Here is a 14,212-nt window from a genome sequence, read left to right on the forward strand (position 1 = left end):
CTGGTTCTGTGGGGTTCTTTTTCAATGAAATACTGAATTCATGATTAGAAACTTCACTCCACTCAGAAATGTACCCATATGATTTGAGTTTTTGATCCAATTCTGTTTTTAACACCGGTAAAAGATCCGTCAAATTTCTTATTCCTAAACTTCCTTGTTCTGTATGGTCTGTCTTCAAAGAGATTCTATTATCTTTTGTTGGATCAATAGATATAGTGACCTCCCTACTATTTATAGGAATTATAGCGTTATGTTCAGGTTTAGCTTCTAGATAGGAAAAGTTTCCTTCCTTTCCTATTTCTTTTTCAAAATTTTTCGCATAACGCCGAACTATAGTTAGCTCATCTTGGAATTTTTTAGATTGAGAATCAGTTATAATATTCTCAGCAATTAACTTTTGTAAAAGATTTTCTAAAGTGTCTGCTGGAATTTGTGGTAGACTTTCTTCTATCATTTGACGATAACGATTATCTAAATTAACTTTATTTTCTTTTGAATCAGCCATTAGTTTCACAATAGCCTGTTTAATATCCTCCTCAGAAGCTGTATCCGGATTTTTTTCTGCACTTCCATAATAAGTTTGTGCAATCTGTTTTCTTAAATCATTAAGAGTTTCAACTTGCGATTGCAATTGCTTAATTTCATCTTTTAGTTCATCAATTCGAGCAGTTTGTGTTTCTTGAAATAGCTTGGCGTTTAGCAAGAATTCCGTATAAACCCCAGATGAATTCACTTCACCTGCTGCCGGTGTATAAAAGTTTCCTAGTTGTTTAAACATTGATTGGTTCAAACCATCATATTTTGCTTTATATCCCGATAAATCAGATTGCCGTTGGTTTTCTAATTGCGTTTTCTGTAGGTTAAATTGATCCTCAAATTGCTTTTTTTGTAGGTTAAATTGATCCTCAAATTGCTTTAAGGAATCTTTTAACTTTTCATTTGTTTTATCGATATTTTCGTTAACTGATTTTTTGGCTTCTTTTGTCGAGGTACTGCCTGCTTCTAAGCTCTTATTATTATCATCCATTAGAGTTTTTACGGATGATACAAATGCTTGTTGTTCCGAGAGAAAACCTTTATTATCTTCATCAAGAATACTCGAAACATTTGATAAATTATTAAATCCTCCCGACAACTCCTTAAATGGATCTTGAATATTTGTCATCAGATATTTCTTAGCATCAGTTTCTGCTCCAACAATTTTATTAACATTTATTTGGGCTTCTGATAAATTTCCTACAATACTTGAGAAATACATCTGCACAACTCGTTGATTGAAATCTTTCAAAATATCATTTACTTGTGTTTGAACGGCTTGATTGGATATCTCATTTTGCCCTTTACGTACACGATAATTAATGGTCGCCTTTTCTGGTGCTATACTTTGAAGGGACAAAAGACGTTCGGAGAAATCTTGAGGAATAATAATTTCTGCATCAAATTGACCATTCTCAATTCCTGCATTAGCAATATTCCTACTGACCGTCTGCCAACTTTTTTTGGAATCTTGATTAATCAGAGTAACAAAGTCTGCACCTAGTTCATACTTCCTCCCCTCAAAAACAGCCCCTTTATCTTCATTCACTAAAACATATTGAACCTTGGATACTTTTTGATTTGTAGACCGGTACACATTATCATCTTTAAAACCAAAATAAGTGAAAGTCAAAATAAGAAATAATCCACCAAGTATAATGATGAGTAATGGAAAATAACTCTGATATTTTTTTATCAAAATACATTTCTTCCTTTCAGATAAATTAAAAAAGGTGTCAGCACAATGAGTTGCACTGACCCCTTTTTTAAACACTTAATTTAAGCCAAACGAACCTGCATCCTGACGGTCACGGTCTGCGACTGTATCTGCATATTTGGTCAACTGCATATGAATACTTTGTAATAAATTTTCCATTTGTTTCACATTACCTTCAAGCTGTTTGTATTGCTCCAAGTAAGCTCGAAAAGCTTCCCCCTGCCATTCTTGGGCAATCGTTGAATTCATAGAATTCACTTTACGAATAGCGTCTTCAATTTGTGAAGAGGCCGTTTGATATATTTTCGCCTGAGATTTTAGTTGTTCGGGTGTGACCGTAATAGCTCCTGCCATAATATCATCTCCTTGTTTTCTAACTATCCTTACGGATAATATAATATAATTCAAAATTATTTTAAATCTTGGACCAAGCGAGCTTCTTTCTTTGCCTCTCATTATATACACACGTGTCTTATATGACACACAGAAAGAAGGAGCAATATTATAAACATAAAATAATAAATGAAATAGAAAAAGGAAGGTCATAATTTAATAATTACAACCTCCCCAAAAATATAAACCTTATGTAGAAATTTTAATTTCGTACTTCTGTTTTATAAATTCAATTAATTCTTCATTCATCTTGTAATAATTATCGGCACCTATATATTTACAGACCAACTGTGCTTTTTTTAGCATTTCTTCACCTTTTTTATTTCCTCTCAAACATTCCCAAATACCATTAATCATTAATTTTAGGTTTTTTTCAAAAAACATTTCTTCTTCGAGTGAAAATGAATTCATTTTATCCATATATTTCCATATAAGGTTCATCCTATCGTGCTGGATAAAGAAAATAATTGCATTTGTTAACATCCTAAAGCATTCACTTTTTCCATCTCTAAATTCTTTGTAATGATTGATTCCCAAAAGTGCTTTTTCAAGGGTGATTTCTATAAATTCAGGCGTAAATGCAAACATACAGTTGTTGAATAAAACTAGTTCATAGCGAGTCCATGTCTGCATGTTTATTAAATATTGATAAATTTTAGTTTCTCTTGTTTCAAGAGTTTCATTTTTTAATCTAGCAATGAGCAACTGACATAAACTCGAAAGATGTTCATACTTAATTCCATCTCGCCCTTTAACTAGATTACAAAGACTTTCTAGCCTTATTAACTCTTCTACATCTTTCTTCATAAAAGCATTTCTTATTTCACCCATAATCTGACTGATTACATTTACATCCTTTGGGTAATCAAAAGCTTTTAATTCATCAAAGTATACATTAATTCTAGAAAGCATATAAGTTAGATTTGTAACACTAGTATCTGCACGATTATTTACAAATCTGTTGTAAACAGATCTACTAACAAAATCACCACAAACATCTTTAATAGTTAGTCCCTTTTGTTTTCTCGTATAATCAATAAGTTCTCCGATCTCCATAAAACATCTCGCCCTTCCGAATGATTCTTATCCGACTAATATGTGTCGTATTTTGATAAAAATCACTTATTACGCTACACATTCAAAAAAATTGCCTTTCTCTTATTATTATTTTTTAATAAGCAATGAAAGGAGTTGTTACTATGTGGTGGTGGATAATAATCACTTTATAGAATAATTTTGCACCAGAACCTATGTATTTTTCGCTGATGGATGAAACAATAGTGTCATTTACATTTAAGCAAAACAAAAAAATACATAGAAAAGATCATTTTTTAATAAGATACACCAGAATTTCCTCCATCATTTTTTCATGATAAAATGAAATAACCAAATTCCTATATTTTATATCATGCTGGGGTACAGCCGAGATATATGTAAAAACAGGTCATAGACTTACTTTTATTTCCAACGTGATTTGAAACTGGATTTTTTATAAAAAAACAAGTAGATTTTTAGATTCTAGATAAATTTATACTTGTTTTGCTTTACTACATTGCTTATTAAAAATCATTGAAATAATTAACAATTAATAATAATACTCCTATTGCAAATAAAATTAGGTTATTTGACAAAATCACTTCATCTTTCCAATATGCTAAAAATATTAATAAACCATGTCTAACTGGAAAAAACAATCCTAATCCAAATATTGAAAGCAGATATGGAGATGTATTCCTTTCCTTTTCTTTCCTTTTACCTCCTTTTTATCACTATATTAGCACATTTTGTATTAACTTGTTAAATTAATACTTATCAAACTTATTTTTTGATGCCTTTTAGTTGAAACTCCAACATTATAGAAATGGTTCGAATTACAGGCAATAACCCATCCTATAATTATCAATGTTAAAGAAAACAACTTAAGACACGCCCTATATATAATCTAAATCTTTAAGATAAACCCAGGATATTCCCCCTATAACAGCACCAACTATCCCTAGAATCAAACCCCTATATTTTTGCAAAAACATCAAGTTATCCCTTTCGTACAAACAAAATATTCCATATATAAATAATACGGTTCTGGTGCAAAAATAAAATAAAAGAGAATAAAGCGCATATATTCCTAACGGAATCGTATCTTATGCTACCAGTCCAAACAATTGATGGATGAATTTTTTCTGGTTTTGGACAGACTGGTCCCGTAAATCAATCTGTTCTTTTTTAATCATATGCATAGCTTCTACTCCAGAAAGAATGGATGTAGCTGTGTCAAAACATTTGAACCCTAGCATAGAATGGATTCGCTTCTTTATAAAGCGATGATCTTGTTCTACTATGTTATTCAAGTATTTTTGTTGTCTAAGTTGCATACCATCAGGTATGCTTTTCTCTTTTTTCAACTGTTCAATTGCTATAGGATAAGCTGGATTCTTATCGACTGTCATAACACGAGGCTGCGAAACATGAAAAGACCGCAAAGCTTTCTTGAAAAAGCGCTTTGCAGTCTTCTGGTCTCTTGTTTTTCCTAGGCAAAAATCGATTGTGTTTCCTCTCGAATCAACAGCACGATACAGGTACATCCATTGACCTTTTACTTTGATATATGTTTCATCGACTCTCCAAGAGTCATTTGTTTGAGGTGACGTCGGATTCGTTTGTCCAATTCAGGACCATACTGGTGTACCCAAGGCATAATCGTTGTATGAGAAATAGATAAACCCCGTTCTTCTAGTATTTCCACCAAATCACGAAAACTGAGGTTGTACCGTAGGTACCATCTTACCGTTAACAAAATAATATCAGGCTAATAATGCCTCCATTTGAATACATTTTCCTTTTCCATACCAATCACGCACCCTTTCTAAAGTAATAGTAACAGTATGTCCAAGATTTATAGATTCATTGCAGTTGTCCTTAAGTTTTTGCACCAGAACCAGGAGTCTTCTTGGCTAAAATGATAAAATAAATATTACATAATGATCTATTAATCTTTGAAATATTTGTAAGAAATGCTAAAGTTAAATAGGTTAAAAAAATATATAAAGTGAGGCGATATTTTTGAAAAAGTTTAGCTTATTACTAGCGGTATTTGTAATGATTGTTTCATTATTTATCCCTAATCTTGCAAGTGCTAAATCTTTCCCTGATGTCCCATCTAATCATTGGGCATATAAAGAAATTAACTATTTAGCGGAAAAAGGCATTATTAATGGTACTCCGGAGGGATATTTTAATCCTAGTGACAATGTAACTCGTGGACAAATGGCATTAATGTTAGATTTATCGTTAAATTTAGAAAAGCCAGCTAGCTATACTCATATTTTTTCAGATGTAACCAAGGGTATTTATTACTATGATTCTGTACATAAGTTAGCGCATTATAACATTGTACAACGTGAAAAAAACTACTTCCCTGATCGTTCGTTAACTCGTGCAGAAATGGCTGTCGTACTCGTCAAAACATTTAATTTAAAACCTACAGGTACTGACGTAAACTTCCCTGATGTTCCAGCTAGTCATTGGGGTTATCAATATATCAAAACTTTAGCTCAAAATAATATTACTGCTGGATTTCCTGATGGTACATTCGGTCCAGACTTAAAAGTAACTCGTGAGCAATTCGCTGCATTCTTAGCTCGCGTATTAGAACCAAGCTTCCGTCCAACTCTTCCTCAACCTAAAGGCAACTTAGAAGTTCATTATATTGATGTAGGACAGGGTGATGCAACGTTTATAAAGTCTCCAAGTGGAGAAACTATCCTCATTGACGGAGGTAACAACGGCAAAGGTAAGGTAGTCGCAAATTATCTAAAGGGACTAGGATTCCAAACCATTGATTATATGATTGCTACGCACCCTGATGCCGATCATGTAGGCGGCTTAGATGAAGTACTTTATTCCATGAATGTAAAAAATGTTTATGCACCTAAAGTAAGTCATACAACCGATACATTTAAAGACTTTTTAACTGCAGTAGCCGACAAAGGATTAACAATTAAAGAAGCAAAGTCTGGCCTGAATTTACCCATAAACGGGTTAAACTCACAATTCCTAGCTCCTGTTAAAGAATATGGTGACGACTTAAACGAATGGAGCGCTGTATTAAAAATAACGCACGGCAGCAAATCATTCTTATTTACTGGCGATGCTGAAGCGAAAAGCGAAAAAGATATGGTTGCAGCGCATGGGTCAAACTTAAAATCAGATGTATTAAAACCTGGTCACCATGGAAGTAAGACTTCTTCTTCTCAGCCATTTTTAGATGCAGTCAAACCAAACATCGCCGTTATTAGCGCCGGTGCAGGTAACAGATATGGACATCCTACACAAGAAACTTTAGCAAAGTTATCTTTAATGTCTGTTAAGGTGTATAGAACAGATTTAAATGGAACTGTAGTTATTGATAGTGATGGTTCAAATATTTCTGTTAGAACGGAGAGATAATTATGCAAAAAGGAATTATTGACCGTTTTGAAGGAGAATTGGCAGTTATTGAACTGAAAAGCATAACAATTGATGTGCCAAGATCCAAACTCCCATCTTCTGCAAAAGAAGGTGACGTTCTTATTATTGAGGATGATAAGTATACCATCGATAAGAAAGAAACCGACAAAAGAAAGCGTGAAATTCAAAATTTAATAGATAAACTATTTGAATAATAAATTTTTAAATTAAACATATCTATGTGAAAAAGCCGGCTCTTATGAGTGGGCTTTTTCACATACACATAGGATTCACTTTTGTATTTTATATTTACAATGTAAACGAGTTGATAGATACGGGTAAGAAGGTGGGACATTTTTTTCAACTAAAGGTATACCTTATGAACAAAGAGAACTAGCTCCTGGAGCAAATAAAAAGCCGTATAATGTTTATGAATTGATTAAACCTGTAGGACGCTATGGGCGGAACAATTGCGCCATGGTTTGGTGAATCTGGAATGGGGACACAATCTGAGTTTATTGAACTACCCCCACTTTCACTTCGTTTAGAAAAGGGGGATTCCTAAGTAAAGAGTTCTATCGAACTCTAATTTATTAGGCTATCTCCACAGTCCTTGCGGTTAGAAGCCTTATCGCTTCATTCTTTAGATTGATACTTGCGTTAATATCCCTATCATGGTGTGTAAGGCAAGAAGGGCAGTCCCATTTACGTAGGTTTAGATTTTTAACGTCTTTGTTTTGATATCCACAACAAGAACATAATTGGCTTGAAGCAAATGTTTTCGATACGACAATGACTTGTTTGCCGTACCATTACACCAGTTTAATTGAAATGTTAAAATTATTTCTGCATTTCCAAGACAAGGTCGATAATTTAATTTTTGAAGGAGAAAATAATATGGATTACAAATTTGAATTACTTAGTACAGGTAGTTTAGTTATTAGATTACCAAAGAAATTCGATATTTTAGAAGCTTTTTTTAATGTAGAGGTATCTGAATTCGGTGATTGGATAGCAGAAACTGTAGATAAAGTTTTAAACGAAAAAAGTGATTATGAAAAAATAAGTGCGAATATTTTTGGAGCAGATGTTCGAAAAGATAGAACTTCTATATTTAATAAGTATGATGAAGATGAAATCCCTCTTGAAATAGAAACTATTACATTACGAGATCTAATAGATATTTGGTTAAATGAGCACACGAAATTGACAATCGAAAAAAATAACAAGTAAATAATGTTACATACAGCACGAAAAAGACTGCCCGTAATAGGCGACCTTTTCCGTTGAATTAACGCACATTCACATACGTATTACTAGCCGTAATATAGAACACTTGCCAATGACTATTATGCACTTTATATTGATACGAACCATTTACACTTATCTTCGCATCAATTATAAATCCTTATCCTGTATCAACAGAACCAGCAACAACACACTTACCTACAAAGGGACTCCACAGTAATTTCTCCTATTATATATATAAATCATTCTTAGTTAAATTGGTTTGATTTAATAAGGAGCTAAAAACCTCTAAATATTTATTTTATAATTACATAAATAATCCTAATATATTTAAAGTATGATACAATGATACGGTTATTAATAGTAATTAGGGGGAGATACAGCATGAACTATACACATATACCAAAAGAAATAGGAATGATTAAGCCGACTCCATTCGCTTCGATACCGAAGAAATTCATCGGTATTGGTAAGATTGTAAAAAAACAAACAAAAGTGGAGCGCCCTACATTAACCCAAGACGAACAAGAAATTATTGAAAACAAGTTACTATGTTCATTTCTTTCTGAAGAGAAGATATTGATTACTTATTATAGAGATGGTCATTTGCTTACTAGATATGTAACTGTAACTGACATAAATCCGATAAAGAATTTAATAACTTGCACTGATGCATCTTATAACAGAATTTTCCTTAAATTTATGGATATAATTGATTTGAGATAAAGTTTGATTAAAAACCTCTTACAAATCCACATTCTGTGTTACACAAAAAGACTCCATTTTGAAAAAAGATTGATGAAAATAGAGTCTTTCTTTGTGAATGGATGTTCAATTTTCATAAAAAAGTTTGATCAAAGCACATTTAGAATTCTTTAATTGAAAAGATATAGCATCGCATCTTTCTTATAAACATCGTGGCTTTATTTCATATCCATATCTTAAGTCGATAGGCATGTATGGCGCTTCCTTTATTTATTTTTAAATATAAAATTAACAATTTGAGCGCAAATTGAACTTACAAAAAAAGCTGCTTCATCAGCAGCTTTCTCCCTATCTATTATATTTTCTCTAATTCACTACCAAGAAACTTCGCAATCTCTAGCATACCGTATTTTCCAACAACTGCTTCAGCGTCAGCATTGTAGTTTGTGTTTGTATTAATGTCATAAGTGAAAATTTCACCATCGGCATTTCGAATAAACTCAATGCCCGCGATGGCGATATCATTTGCAGCCAAAACAGCCTCATATTTTTGAATAATTGGGTCATCAAAGCCCTCAATAATTTGAAACTTCGGTTTTTCCGGGGCTTTCTCTCCAACAGGACAGAACAAATCTCCAATTTGACAAGCATCAGCTGGGCACAATTCAAAGCCTTTAGACGTATCGACTTGAACTGCATATACAAATTTCCCGCCTACAAACTCACATCGTGTAATGTAAGGCTCAGGAGATTGAATGTATTCTTGAATTAATGTAATACCATCTACTGGCTCTTCAAATGCTGCACTTTCTACGTATTCTTGTAAAGAAGCAACAGACTGAAACAGTTGAACACCTAGTCCTTTTCCAGCACGGTTATGCTTCGTAATGAATAGACGTCCTTCAAATTGCGTTGCCGCTTCTATAATATGCTCCTTACCAACAGCTGCAATTGTCTTAGGTGTCCGGATTCCTTCTGCATTCAGTGCCATATATTGCGCGACTTTACTTACTTCAAGCTGCAATGCTCTGCTTCCGTTGAACACTTTTTGGTTATGCCTCTCTAACCAAGCAAGGACCGCACCCGTAAACTCTGGTGCAAAGCGGTGATTTCTTGTGTGAGAAGAAGCGCTCATACGGTTATAAAATACGCCCTGCGGTGGAACAGACGAAAGATCAACATTCCCTTTGTCCAAATGCCATTCTTCATAAGGAAGATCGAGTTCTTCTAATCTTCTCGTTAGATGTCTTGTCCACTCTGTGTTTTCATGAATAACGTGAATCTTCTTCAAGGGAATACCTTCTTTCTAAAATATGATTATATTAATTATACTATTTTTAGTAGTCTGTAAAATAATAATTTTACAATATTTTAACTTAATACAAGAAAAAATGAAACACCATCCTTACCCTGATTCACTCAGGGATTCTACATACACGGCATGGAATAAATACATTCTTCTTTAAGCCGTTATTACAACCATTTTGCCCCCGCAAGTCTGAAATATCACCTGTTTTTTGATATTTCCGGACCCAATTCATTAACTGTGTTCTACTTCTAAGCTTATATTTTTTCGCTATAGCTGATTGGCTACCCTCACCATTTAAATAACTTTTTACAACTTGTATCTTTAATTTATCCCCTTTTTTAACCATAATAAAATCGCCTCCAAGTAAAAGTGTAACATCCATGTGTATTCATGGTCTTTTTACACTGTCTACCTTAAGGGGATAACATCAAAAGTTTGTTATCCCTATTAAGTAAAAACTTGCTATATAGAATAATTTTTTTATATGATAAAGTGGGCTTATGCTTAAATGAAAAAAGGAGAGTGACCCAGATGACAAACCAAAATGAAACGAACGCTTTACCGCCAAAAACATGTACGATTGAACGTCTCATCACGATTCAGGAGGACATTGAAAAAGTACTTGCAGGACAGAAAACGGCTACTCGCCGCAACGGGAGATATGCGGATGTCGGGGAAGTGATGGAGCTTCAAGGTCACCGGTATGTTGTGGAGAAGGTCTATTCGCAGTCACTTGGCGAATTGACTGATGAGCATGCCCGTCAAGAAGGCTATGCGAATGTGGAGGAATATAAGCAATCTATCCTGTCTCTTCACCCTGGCATGCCGTGGCTGCCAAATATGAGAGTTTGGGTTCATGAGTTCCGTCTCATCGAAGGTTAATGTGATATAAGGATGGACATGTTATATCGACTGCTTCTGTATATACATATTTTTAGTGTAATCTTATCCATCGGCCCGTTTTTTGTATTGCTTCCGCTCATCAAAAAATTGCGGGCTACAGAGGCCCGAACACAGCAGGCTTATCTGGATGTATTCCGATTTTCGGTCAGGCTGGCCAAGCATGCCGGGCATGTGCTGGTTGCATCCGGGGTTCTGCTTGTACTGGCGGGCCCTTGGACTTGGAAGACCCCTTGGATTGTGATGACCCTTATTCTCATGGCGAGTTCAATATTTTTCCTGGCCCGCGCCTTTTCTCCGACCATTCGGAAATTCAGCGAAACGGGCCAAGACAAGAACGCCTTGATTCAATTGTTGCGGCGTTCTGTTTGGATTTACATTGTTCTTTTAATGGCGATGTTATGGTTCATGGTGACAAAGCCTGCACTGTGGCAGGGGTGATAGATCTAGGGCGAATAGCGGCTTGCCGTTTGAATTCGCCAGGCGGCATGGAACAAGGTGTAGGTGTTAAAAAAAGTTTGATCAAAACCTTGTGTGACGTATTGTTTTTTCAGTAAAAAACAAGAGCTAAATTTTGAAAAAAGTCTGATCAAAATTTAGCTCTTTGGCATTTTACCCACATTCATTTTTTTAAAAAAAGTTTGATCATTTTATTTAATATATCTTTTTTTGTCCCGTAGATTAATCTTTTATAAGAAGAAATTATTTACGCCAGATGATTCAATCCATACACTAAGATTCTTAAGAGATTCAACATAAATAAAAATAGTAGCGTGAGCTGATCGTTTGGCTTAAGCTACTATTTTTTATTTGGTTCTTGAAAGATGCTACTATGTGCTTCTGAATCGAGCTGTGGTGCTATGCGTTTAAAAAGTGTACCTTTTGAAGGGTGTAAAAAAGGAACCCGTTATGGATTCCTTTTTGTAATGATATGCATCGTTTCTATTCCTGAAAGAATAGATTTTACTTTTCCATACTAATCACTTCCTTTTTTAGAGTACTAGTATCAGTATGTCCAAGTTTTGGAGTGTTTGCACCAGAACCCTATTCTTCTTCTAAAATAGCGTAATAATACTCATCCCACCATTCATTTCCATGTGGTATACACTTCCTAAAATAGCCTTCTCTTCTCATTCCAATCTTCTCCATCACTCGATATGATGGGGTATTCTGTGGCTGACATGTAGCTATAATTCTATGTAATTTCATTTCCTTAAACCCATATTTCAATGTAGCTTTTGCTGCTTCAGAAGCATATCCTTTATTGAAATATTTAGAATTGAACACCCAACCAATCTCATAAGTATGTTCACCAAAATATTTATGAAAAACAATATGACCAATTAGGATATTGTCATCTATTAATACCACAGGAAAGTTCTTAGCATTTTCACCAATGTTTTCATTCACAAAGTTTCTTGTATCTTCTTCAGTAAAAACCCCTTCGGGTATGTATTTCATAACATTGATATCTGATGTATACTCATGGACAGCTTGCCAATCTTTGAACTCAAATTTTCGTATTAATAATCTTTCTGCTTTTACAAACATTTACTTTTCCCCCTCAAAAAATAGTAACTTTATTTCAAGTCAACATTTAACCGGAAAAACAAAAAGAACTTGTAGGAATCCCTACAAGTTTTTTTGTTTAAGGTGAATATACGGGACAAACAAACTATCTTACAGGTTCATCTTAGAAACTACAGGGGTAATGCTTTGACAAATATATTATATAACAAATATTAACATCCATAGATTTTAATTTCGAAAATTACGTGAATTAAGAAAATAAAATAGTATATCATTTTCTCTTCCTAAAAAATCCATTTGTTCATTTCGTATAAAACCCTTTAAAACAATATCAACATCATAATAATATTCATTCATAGGTATAGATAACTATACTATTCTAATGCGTTCGTATAACAGATGTTTCCATTATATATTTTACGAAAGGTTTGAATTGTATATTTTTTACAAAAAATGAGGTATAATTTTCGTTGAAGAGCAATCTGTAAGTCCAATTAAATTATGTGCTAAATTTACATGGGATATGTAACACATATTCGAAAAGAGATAATGTACTTGTGGACAGTACGAGGAGGATTTTTATGGTCAATAATTATATAAATGAAAAAGATCATCTTTTTTATAAAAAACGTTTTTATAATGTTTTAGCTTCAATTCCTTTAGTAGTTAACGCGCTAATAGTAATATATTTATTAGAATTGGGATTAACTTATTTTGTAACCTTTACTGGCATTGCAGTAATAACTTTATTAATTCAGTTCATTTATTATTATTCAAATTGGAAAAAATCTTTTAAGTAACTTTTCTAATAGTTTTATGAATAAAAAGTCTCTTCAGAGATCTGAAGGGACTTTTTGAGATTTCTAGATACATGGACTACTGATAAGTGGTGTTATTGTAGCTTTGAAATAAAGTTTGATTAAAAAGTAAACGTCAAGTAACTCTAAAATCAACCTTTGTTGTATATTTTTGAGTTACTTGACGTTTACCAATTTAAATGACTTTTATGCGGTGATTTAAAGATAAAAAAGAGACAACTCAAAAACTTGATGCCCCTTGTTCTTTGAGTCGTCTCTTTTAATATCATGAATAACATAGTCTAATTTCATTGCAGAAAGAATCGTATTATGTATTTCTCAATTCACGCATCCCAAACATTTACAAACTAATTTATGTTTGAATTTCTTTCATCATCTCCTAAGTTACGGAAGTTACTATCATTCGCATTATCACAACCGTTACTGCTATCCTAGTACCCCGATGATAAATCTGAATCACTATCTCCAGAATTTTTTCTTTCACTCGTATTCCTATTCACATTCTTGTTTTGCCATACAAACAGCTGATAATACAAGACAATGAAAACAATCATTAACATCCCAAGTAATAAATCCCCCAAAAAGCCCCAAGACACAAAAAATATAGATATGATGCAGTAAATACAAATTGCAATGATGACATATGAAATTTTTGCTATCAAACATAACATTCTTTGAATAAATGTTGGTTTCGATTCTATTTCCTTCATTTTTCTTCTACTATTCTTCCTATTTTCTTCTGGCCATATATCATCAAACAGATGGAAATACAAGATAAAAAAAGGAATGACTGCAACCTCAACTGGAAGTTCACTCCAATAATCCGGAAGTATCACATACTTAACTATAGAAATAATAAACAATACAATGATGGCATATAAGATTTTCGCCGTCAATCGTAACATTCTTTGAATAAGTGTTGGTTTCGAATCCGCTCTCTTTCTCTTCTTTTTAATATTTTTAGCATAATGATTATAACGTTTTCTTTTTTTGCTCATATTTCCCCTCATTTTTCCTTTTCCGCCTCTTGAACTACCTCCACTTTCACTTCGTTTAGAAGAGGGGGATTCCTAAGTAAAGAGTTCTATCGAACTCTAATTTATTAGGCTA

Annotated in this window: 15 protein-coding genes and 5 pseudogenes; 9 read left to right on the top strand and 11 right to left on the bottom strand. The window is 33.4% G+C overall.

The window, feature by feature from the left end; translation table 11 throughout:
* From esaA to BAQ49_RS18835, 5 genes and pseudogenes are all read right to left on the bottom strand, one after another.
* Positions 1–1,810 (bottom strand): type VII secretion protein EsaA (gene esaA / locus BAQ49_RS18815; RefSeq protein ID WP_244159120.1); only part of this gene is annotated, 1,810 nt, incomplete at its 3' end.
* Positions 1,811–2,107, bottom strand: coding sequence for a WXG100 family type VII secretion target (locus BAQ49_RS18820; protein ID WP_002186998.1), 297 nt, complete (start codon positions 2,105–2,107; stop codon positions 1,811–1,813).
* 228 nt (positions 2,108–2,335) lie between these two features.
* Positions 2,336–3,202, bottom strand: a complete 867-nt coding sequence (locus BAQ49_RS18825) for an Rgg/GadR/MutR family transcriptional regulator (RefSeq protein WP_071746624.1) — start codon at positions 3,200–3,202, stop codon at positions 2,336–2,338.
* A 733-nt stretch (positions 3,203–3,935) separates the two neighbouring features.
* A pseudogene (locus BAQ49_RS34145) lies at positions 3,936–4,176 on the bottom strand (hypothetical protein).
* A 111-nt stretch (positions 4,177–4,287) separates the two neighbouring features.
* Positions 4,288–4,946, bottom strand: a pseudogene (locus tag BAQ49_RS18835) (IS6 family transposase).
* Between the two features lie 260 nt (positions 4,947–5,206).
* Between BAQ49_RS18835 and BAQ49_RS18840 the strand changes: the two are divergent.
* The 4 genes and pseudogenes from BAQ49_RS18840 (at position 5,207) to BAQ49_RS33670 (ending at position 7,157) form a co-directional block, all read left to right on the top strand.
* Positions 5,207–6,592, top strand: coding sequence for an S-layer homology domain-containing protein (locus BAQ49_RS18840; RefSeq protein WP_071734877.1), 1,386 nt, complete (start codon positions 5,207–5,209; stop codon positions 6,590–6,592).
* A gap of 2 nt (positions 6,593–6,594) precedes the next feature.
* Complete coding sequence (locus BAQ49_RS18845) at positions 6,595–6,807, top strand: DUF3006 domain-containing protein (protein ID WP_071746625.1); 213 nt, start codon at positions 6,595–6,597, stop codon at positions 6,805–6,807.
* Between the two features lie 139 nt (positions 6,808–6,946).
* Positions 6,947–7,081 (top strand): annotated as a pseudogene (locus BAQ49_RS34330) (hypothetical protein); the annotation flags it as partial.
* The gene (locus BAQ49_RS33670; RefSeq protein WP_165616063.1) at positions 7,050–7,157 is read left to right on the top strand and encodes a TNT domain-containing protein; all 108 of its coding nucleotides are present in this window, start codon (positions 7,050–7,052) and stop codon (positions 7,155–7,157) included. The pseudogene BAQ49_RS34330 and the gene BAQ49_RS33670, both read left to right, overlap by 32 nt.
* A 28-nt stretch (positions 7,158–7,185) precedes the next feature.
* Here the strand turns inward: BAQ49_RS33670 and BAQ49_RS18850 are convergent.
* Positions 7,186–7,404, bottom strand: a pseudogene (locus BAQ49_RS18850) (zinc ribbon domain-containing protein); the annotation flags it as partial.
* Positions 7,405–7,489: 85 nt separating this feature from the next.
* On the opposite strand from BAQ49_RS18850, the gene BAQ49_RS18855 reads away from it, so the two are divergent.
* The gene (locus BAQ49_RS18855) at positions 7,490–7,825 is read left to right on the top strand and encodes a hypothetical protein (RefSeq protein ID WP_071746626.1); all 336 of its coding nucleotides are present in this window, start codon (positions 7,490–7,492) and stop codon (positions 7,823–7,825) included.
* Between the two features lie 58 nt (positions 7,826–7,883).
* On the opposite strand, the pseudogene BAQ49_RS34335 reads toward BAQ49_RS18855, so the two are convergent.
* Positions 7,884–8,027, bottom strand: a pseudogene (locus BAQ49_RS34335) (N-acetylmuramoyl-L-alanine amidase); the annotation flags it as partial.
* A gap of 197 nt (positions 8,028–8,224) precedes the next feature.
* Between BAQ49_RS34335 and BAQ49_RS18860 the strand changes: the two are divergent.
* Entirely contained in the window at positions 8,225–8,566 is a 342-nt protein-coding gene (locus BAQ49_RS18860) for a YolD-like family protein (RefSeq protein WP_071746627.1), read from the top strand.
* A 334-nt stretch (positions 8,567–8,900) separates the two neighbouring features.
* On the opposite strand, the gene BAQ49_RS18865 is transcribed toward BAQ49_RS18860, so the two are convergent.
* Both BAQ49_RS18865 and BAQ49_RS18870 read right to left on the bottom strand, forming a co-directional pair.
* Positions 8,901–9,836 (bottom strand): ATP-grasp domain-containing protein, encoded by a 936-nt coding sequence (locus tag BAQ49_RS18865; RefSeq protein ID WP_071746628.1) that lies wholly within the window; start codon positions 9,834–9,836, stop codon positions 8,901–8,903.
* A gap of 124 nt (positions 9,837–9,960) precedes the next feature.
* Complete coding sequence (locus tag BAQ49_RS18870) at positions 9,961–10,236, bottom strand: helix-turn-helix domain-containing protein (RefSeq protein WP_244159121.1); 276 nt, start codon at positions 10,234–10,236, stop codon at positions 9,961–9,963.
* A 149-nt stretch (positions 10,237–10,385) separates the two neighbouring features.
* Between BAQ49_RS18870 and BAQ49_RS18875 the strand changes: the two genes are divergently transcribed.
* A complete protein-coding gene (locus BAQ49_RS18875) occupies positions 10,386–10,736 on the top strand; it encodes an ASCH domain-containing protein (protein WP_071734882.1) in 351 nt (116 codons plus the stop codon).
* Positions 10,737–10,754: 18 nt separating this feature from the next.
* Entirely contained in the window at positions 10,755–11,195 is a 441-nt protein-coding gene (locus BAQ49_RS18880) for a DUF2269 family protein (RefSeq protein ID WP_078182012.1), read from the top strand.
* A 603-nt stretch (positions 11,196–11,798) separates the two neighbouring features.
* Here BAQ49_RS18880 and BAQ49_RS18885 read toward each other — a convergent pair.
* A complete protein-coding gene (locus BAQ49_RS18885) occupies positions 11,799–12,305 on the bottom strand; it encodes a GNAT family N-acetyltransferase (RefSeq protein WP_071734884.1) in 507 nt (168 codons plus the stop codon).
* 560 nt (positions 12,306–12,865) lie between these two features.
* Here BAQ49_RS18885 and BAQ49_RS18890 point away from each other — a divergent pair.
* Positions 12,866–13,084 (top strand): hypothetical protein, encoded by a 219-nt coding sequence (locus tag BAQ49_RS18890; RefSeq protein WP_071746629.1) that lies wholly within the window; start codon positions 12,866–12,868, stop codon positions 13,082–13,084.
* A 449-nt stretch (positions 13,085–13,533) separates the two neighbouring features.
* Here BAQ49_RS18890 and BAQ49_RS18895 read toward each other — a convergent pair whose 3' ends face one another.
* Positions 13,534–14,100 (bottom strand): hypothetical protein, encoded by a 567-nt coding sequence (locus BAQ49_RS18895; protein WP_071746631.1) that lies wholly within the window; start codon positions 14,098–14,100, stop codon positions 13,534–13,536.
* Positions 14,101–14,212: the final 112 nt, after the last annotated feature.

The organism is Bacillus proteolyticus, assembly GCF_001884065.1.
Taxonomy (GTDB): Bacteria; Bacillota; Bacilli; order Bacillales; family Bacillaceae_G; genus Bacillus_A; species Bacillus_A proteolyticus.

Coding starts and splice junctions, on each gene's coding strand:
- BAQ49_RS18820 (WP_002186998.1), bottom strand. CDS start 2,107: ATGGCAGGAGCTATTACGGTCACACCCGAACAACTAAAATCTCAGGCG.
- BAQ49_RS18825 (WP_071746624.1), bottom strand. CDS start 3,202: ATGGAGATCGGAGAACTTATTGATTATACGAGAAAACAAAAGGGACTA.
- BAQ49_RS18845 (WP_071746625.1), top strand. CDS start 6,595: ATGCAAAAAGGAATTATTGACCGTTTTGAAGGAGAATTGGCAGTTATT.
- BAQ49_RS33670 (WP_165616063.1), top strand. CDS start 7,050: ATGGGCGGAACAATTGCGCCATGGTTTGGTGAATCTGGAATGGGGACA.
- BAQ49_RS18855 (WP_071746626.1), top strand. CDS start 7,490: ATGGATTACAAATTTGAATTACTTAGTACAGGTAGTTTAGTTATTAGA.
- BAQ49_RS18860 (WP_071746627.1), top strand. CDS start 8,225: ATGAACTATACACATATACCAAAAGAAATAGGAATGATTAAGCCGACT.
- BAQ49_RS18870 (WP_244159121.1), bottom strand. CDS start 10,236: ATGGATGTTACACTTTTACTTGGAGGCGATTTTATTATGGTTAAAAAA.
- BAQ49_RS18875 (WP_071734882.1), top strand. CDS start 10,386: ATGACAAACCAAAATGAAACGAACGCTTTACCGCCAAAAACATGTACG.
- BAQ49_RS18880 (WP_078182012.1), top strand. CDS start 10,755: ATGTTATATCGACTGCTTCTGTATATACATATTTTTAGTGTAATCTTA.
- BAQ49_RS18885 (WP_071734884.1), bottom strand. CDS start 12,305: ATGTTTGTAAAAGCAGAAAGATTATTAATACGAAAATTTGAGTTCAAA.
- BAQ49_RS18890 (WP_071746629.1), top strand. CDS start 12,866: ATGGTCAATAATTATATAAATGAAAAAGATCATCTTTTTTATAAAAAA.
- BAQ49_RS18895 (WP_071746631.1), bottom strand. CDS start 14,100: ATGAGCAAAAAAAGAAAACGTTATAATCATTATGCTAAAAATATTAAA.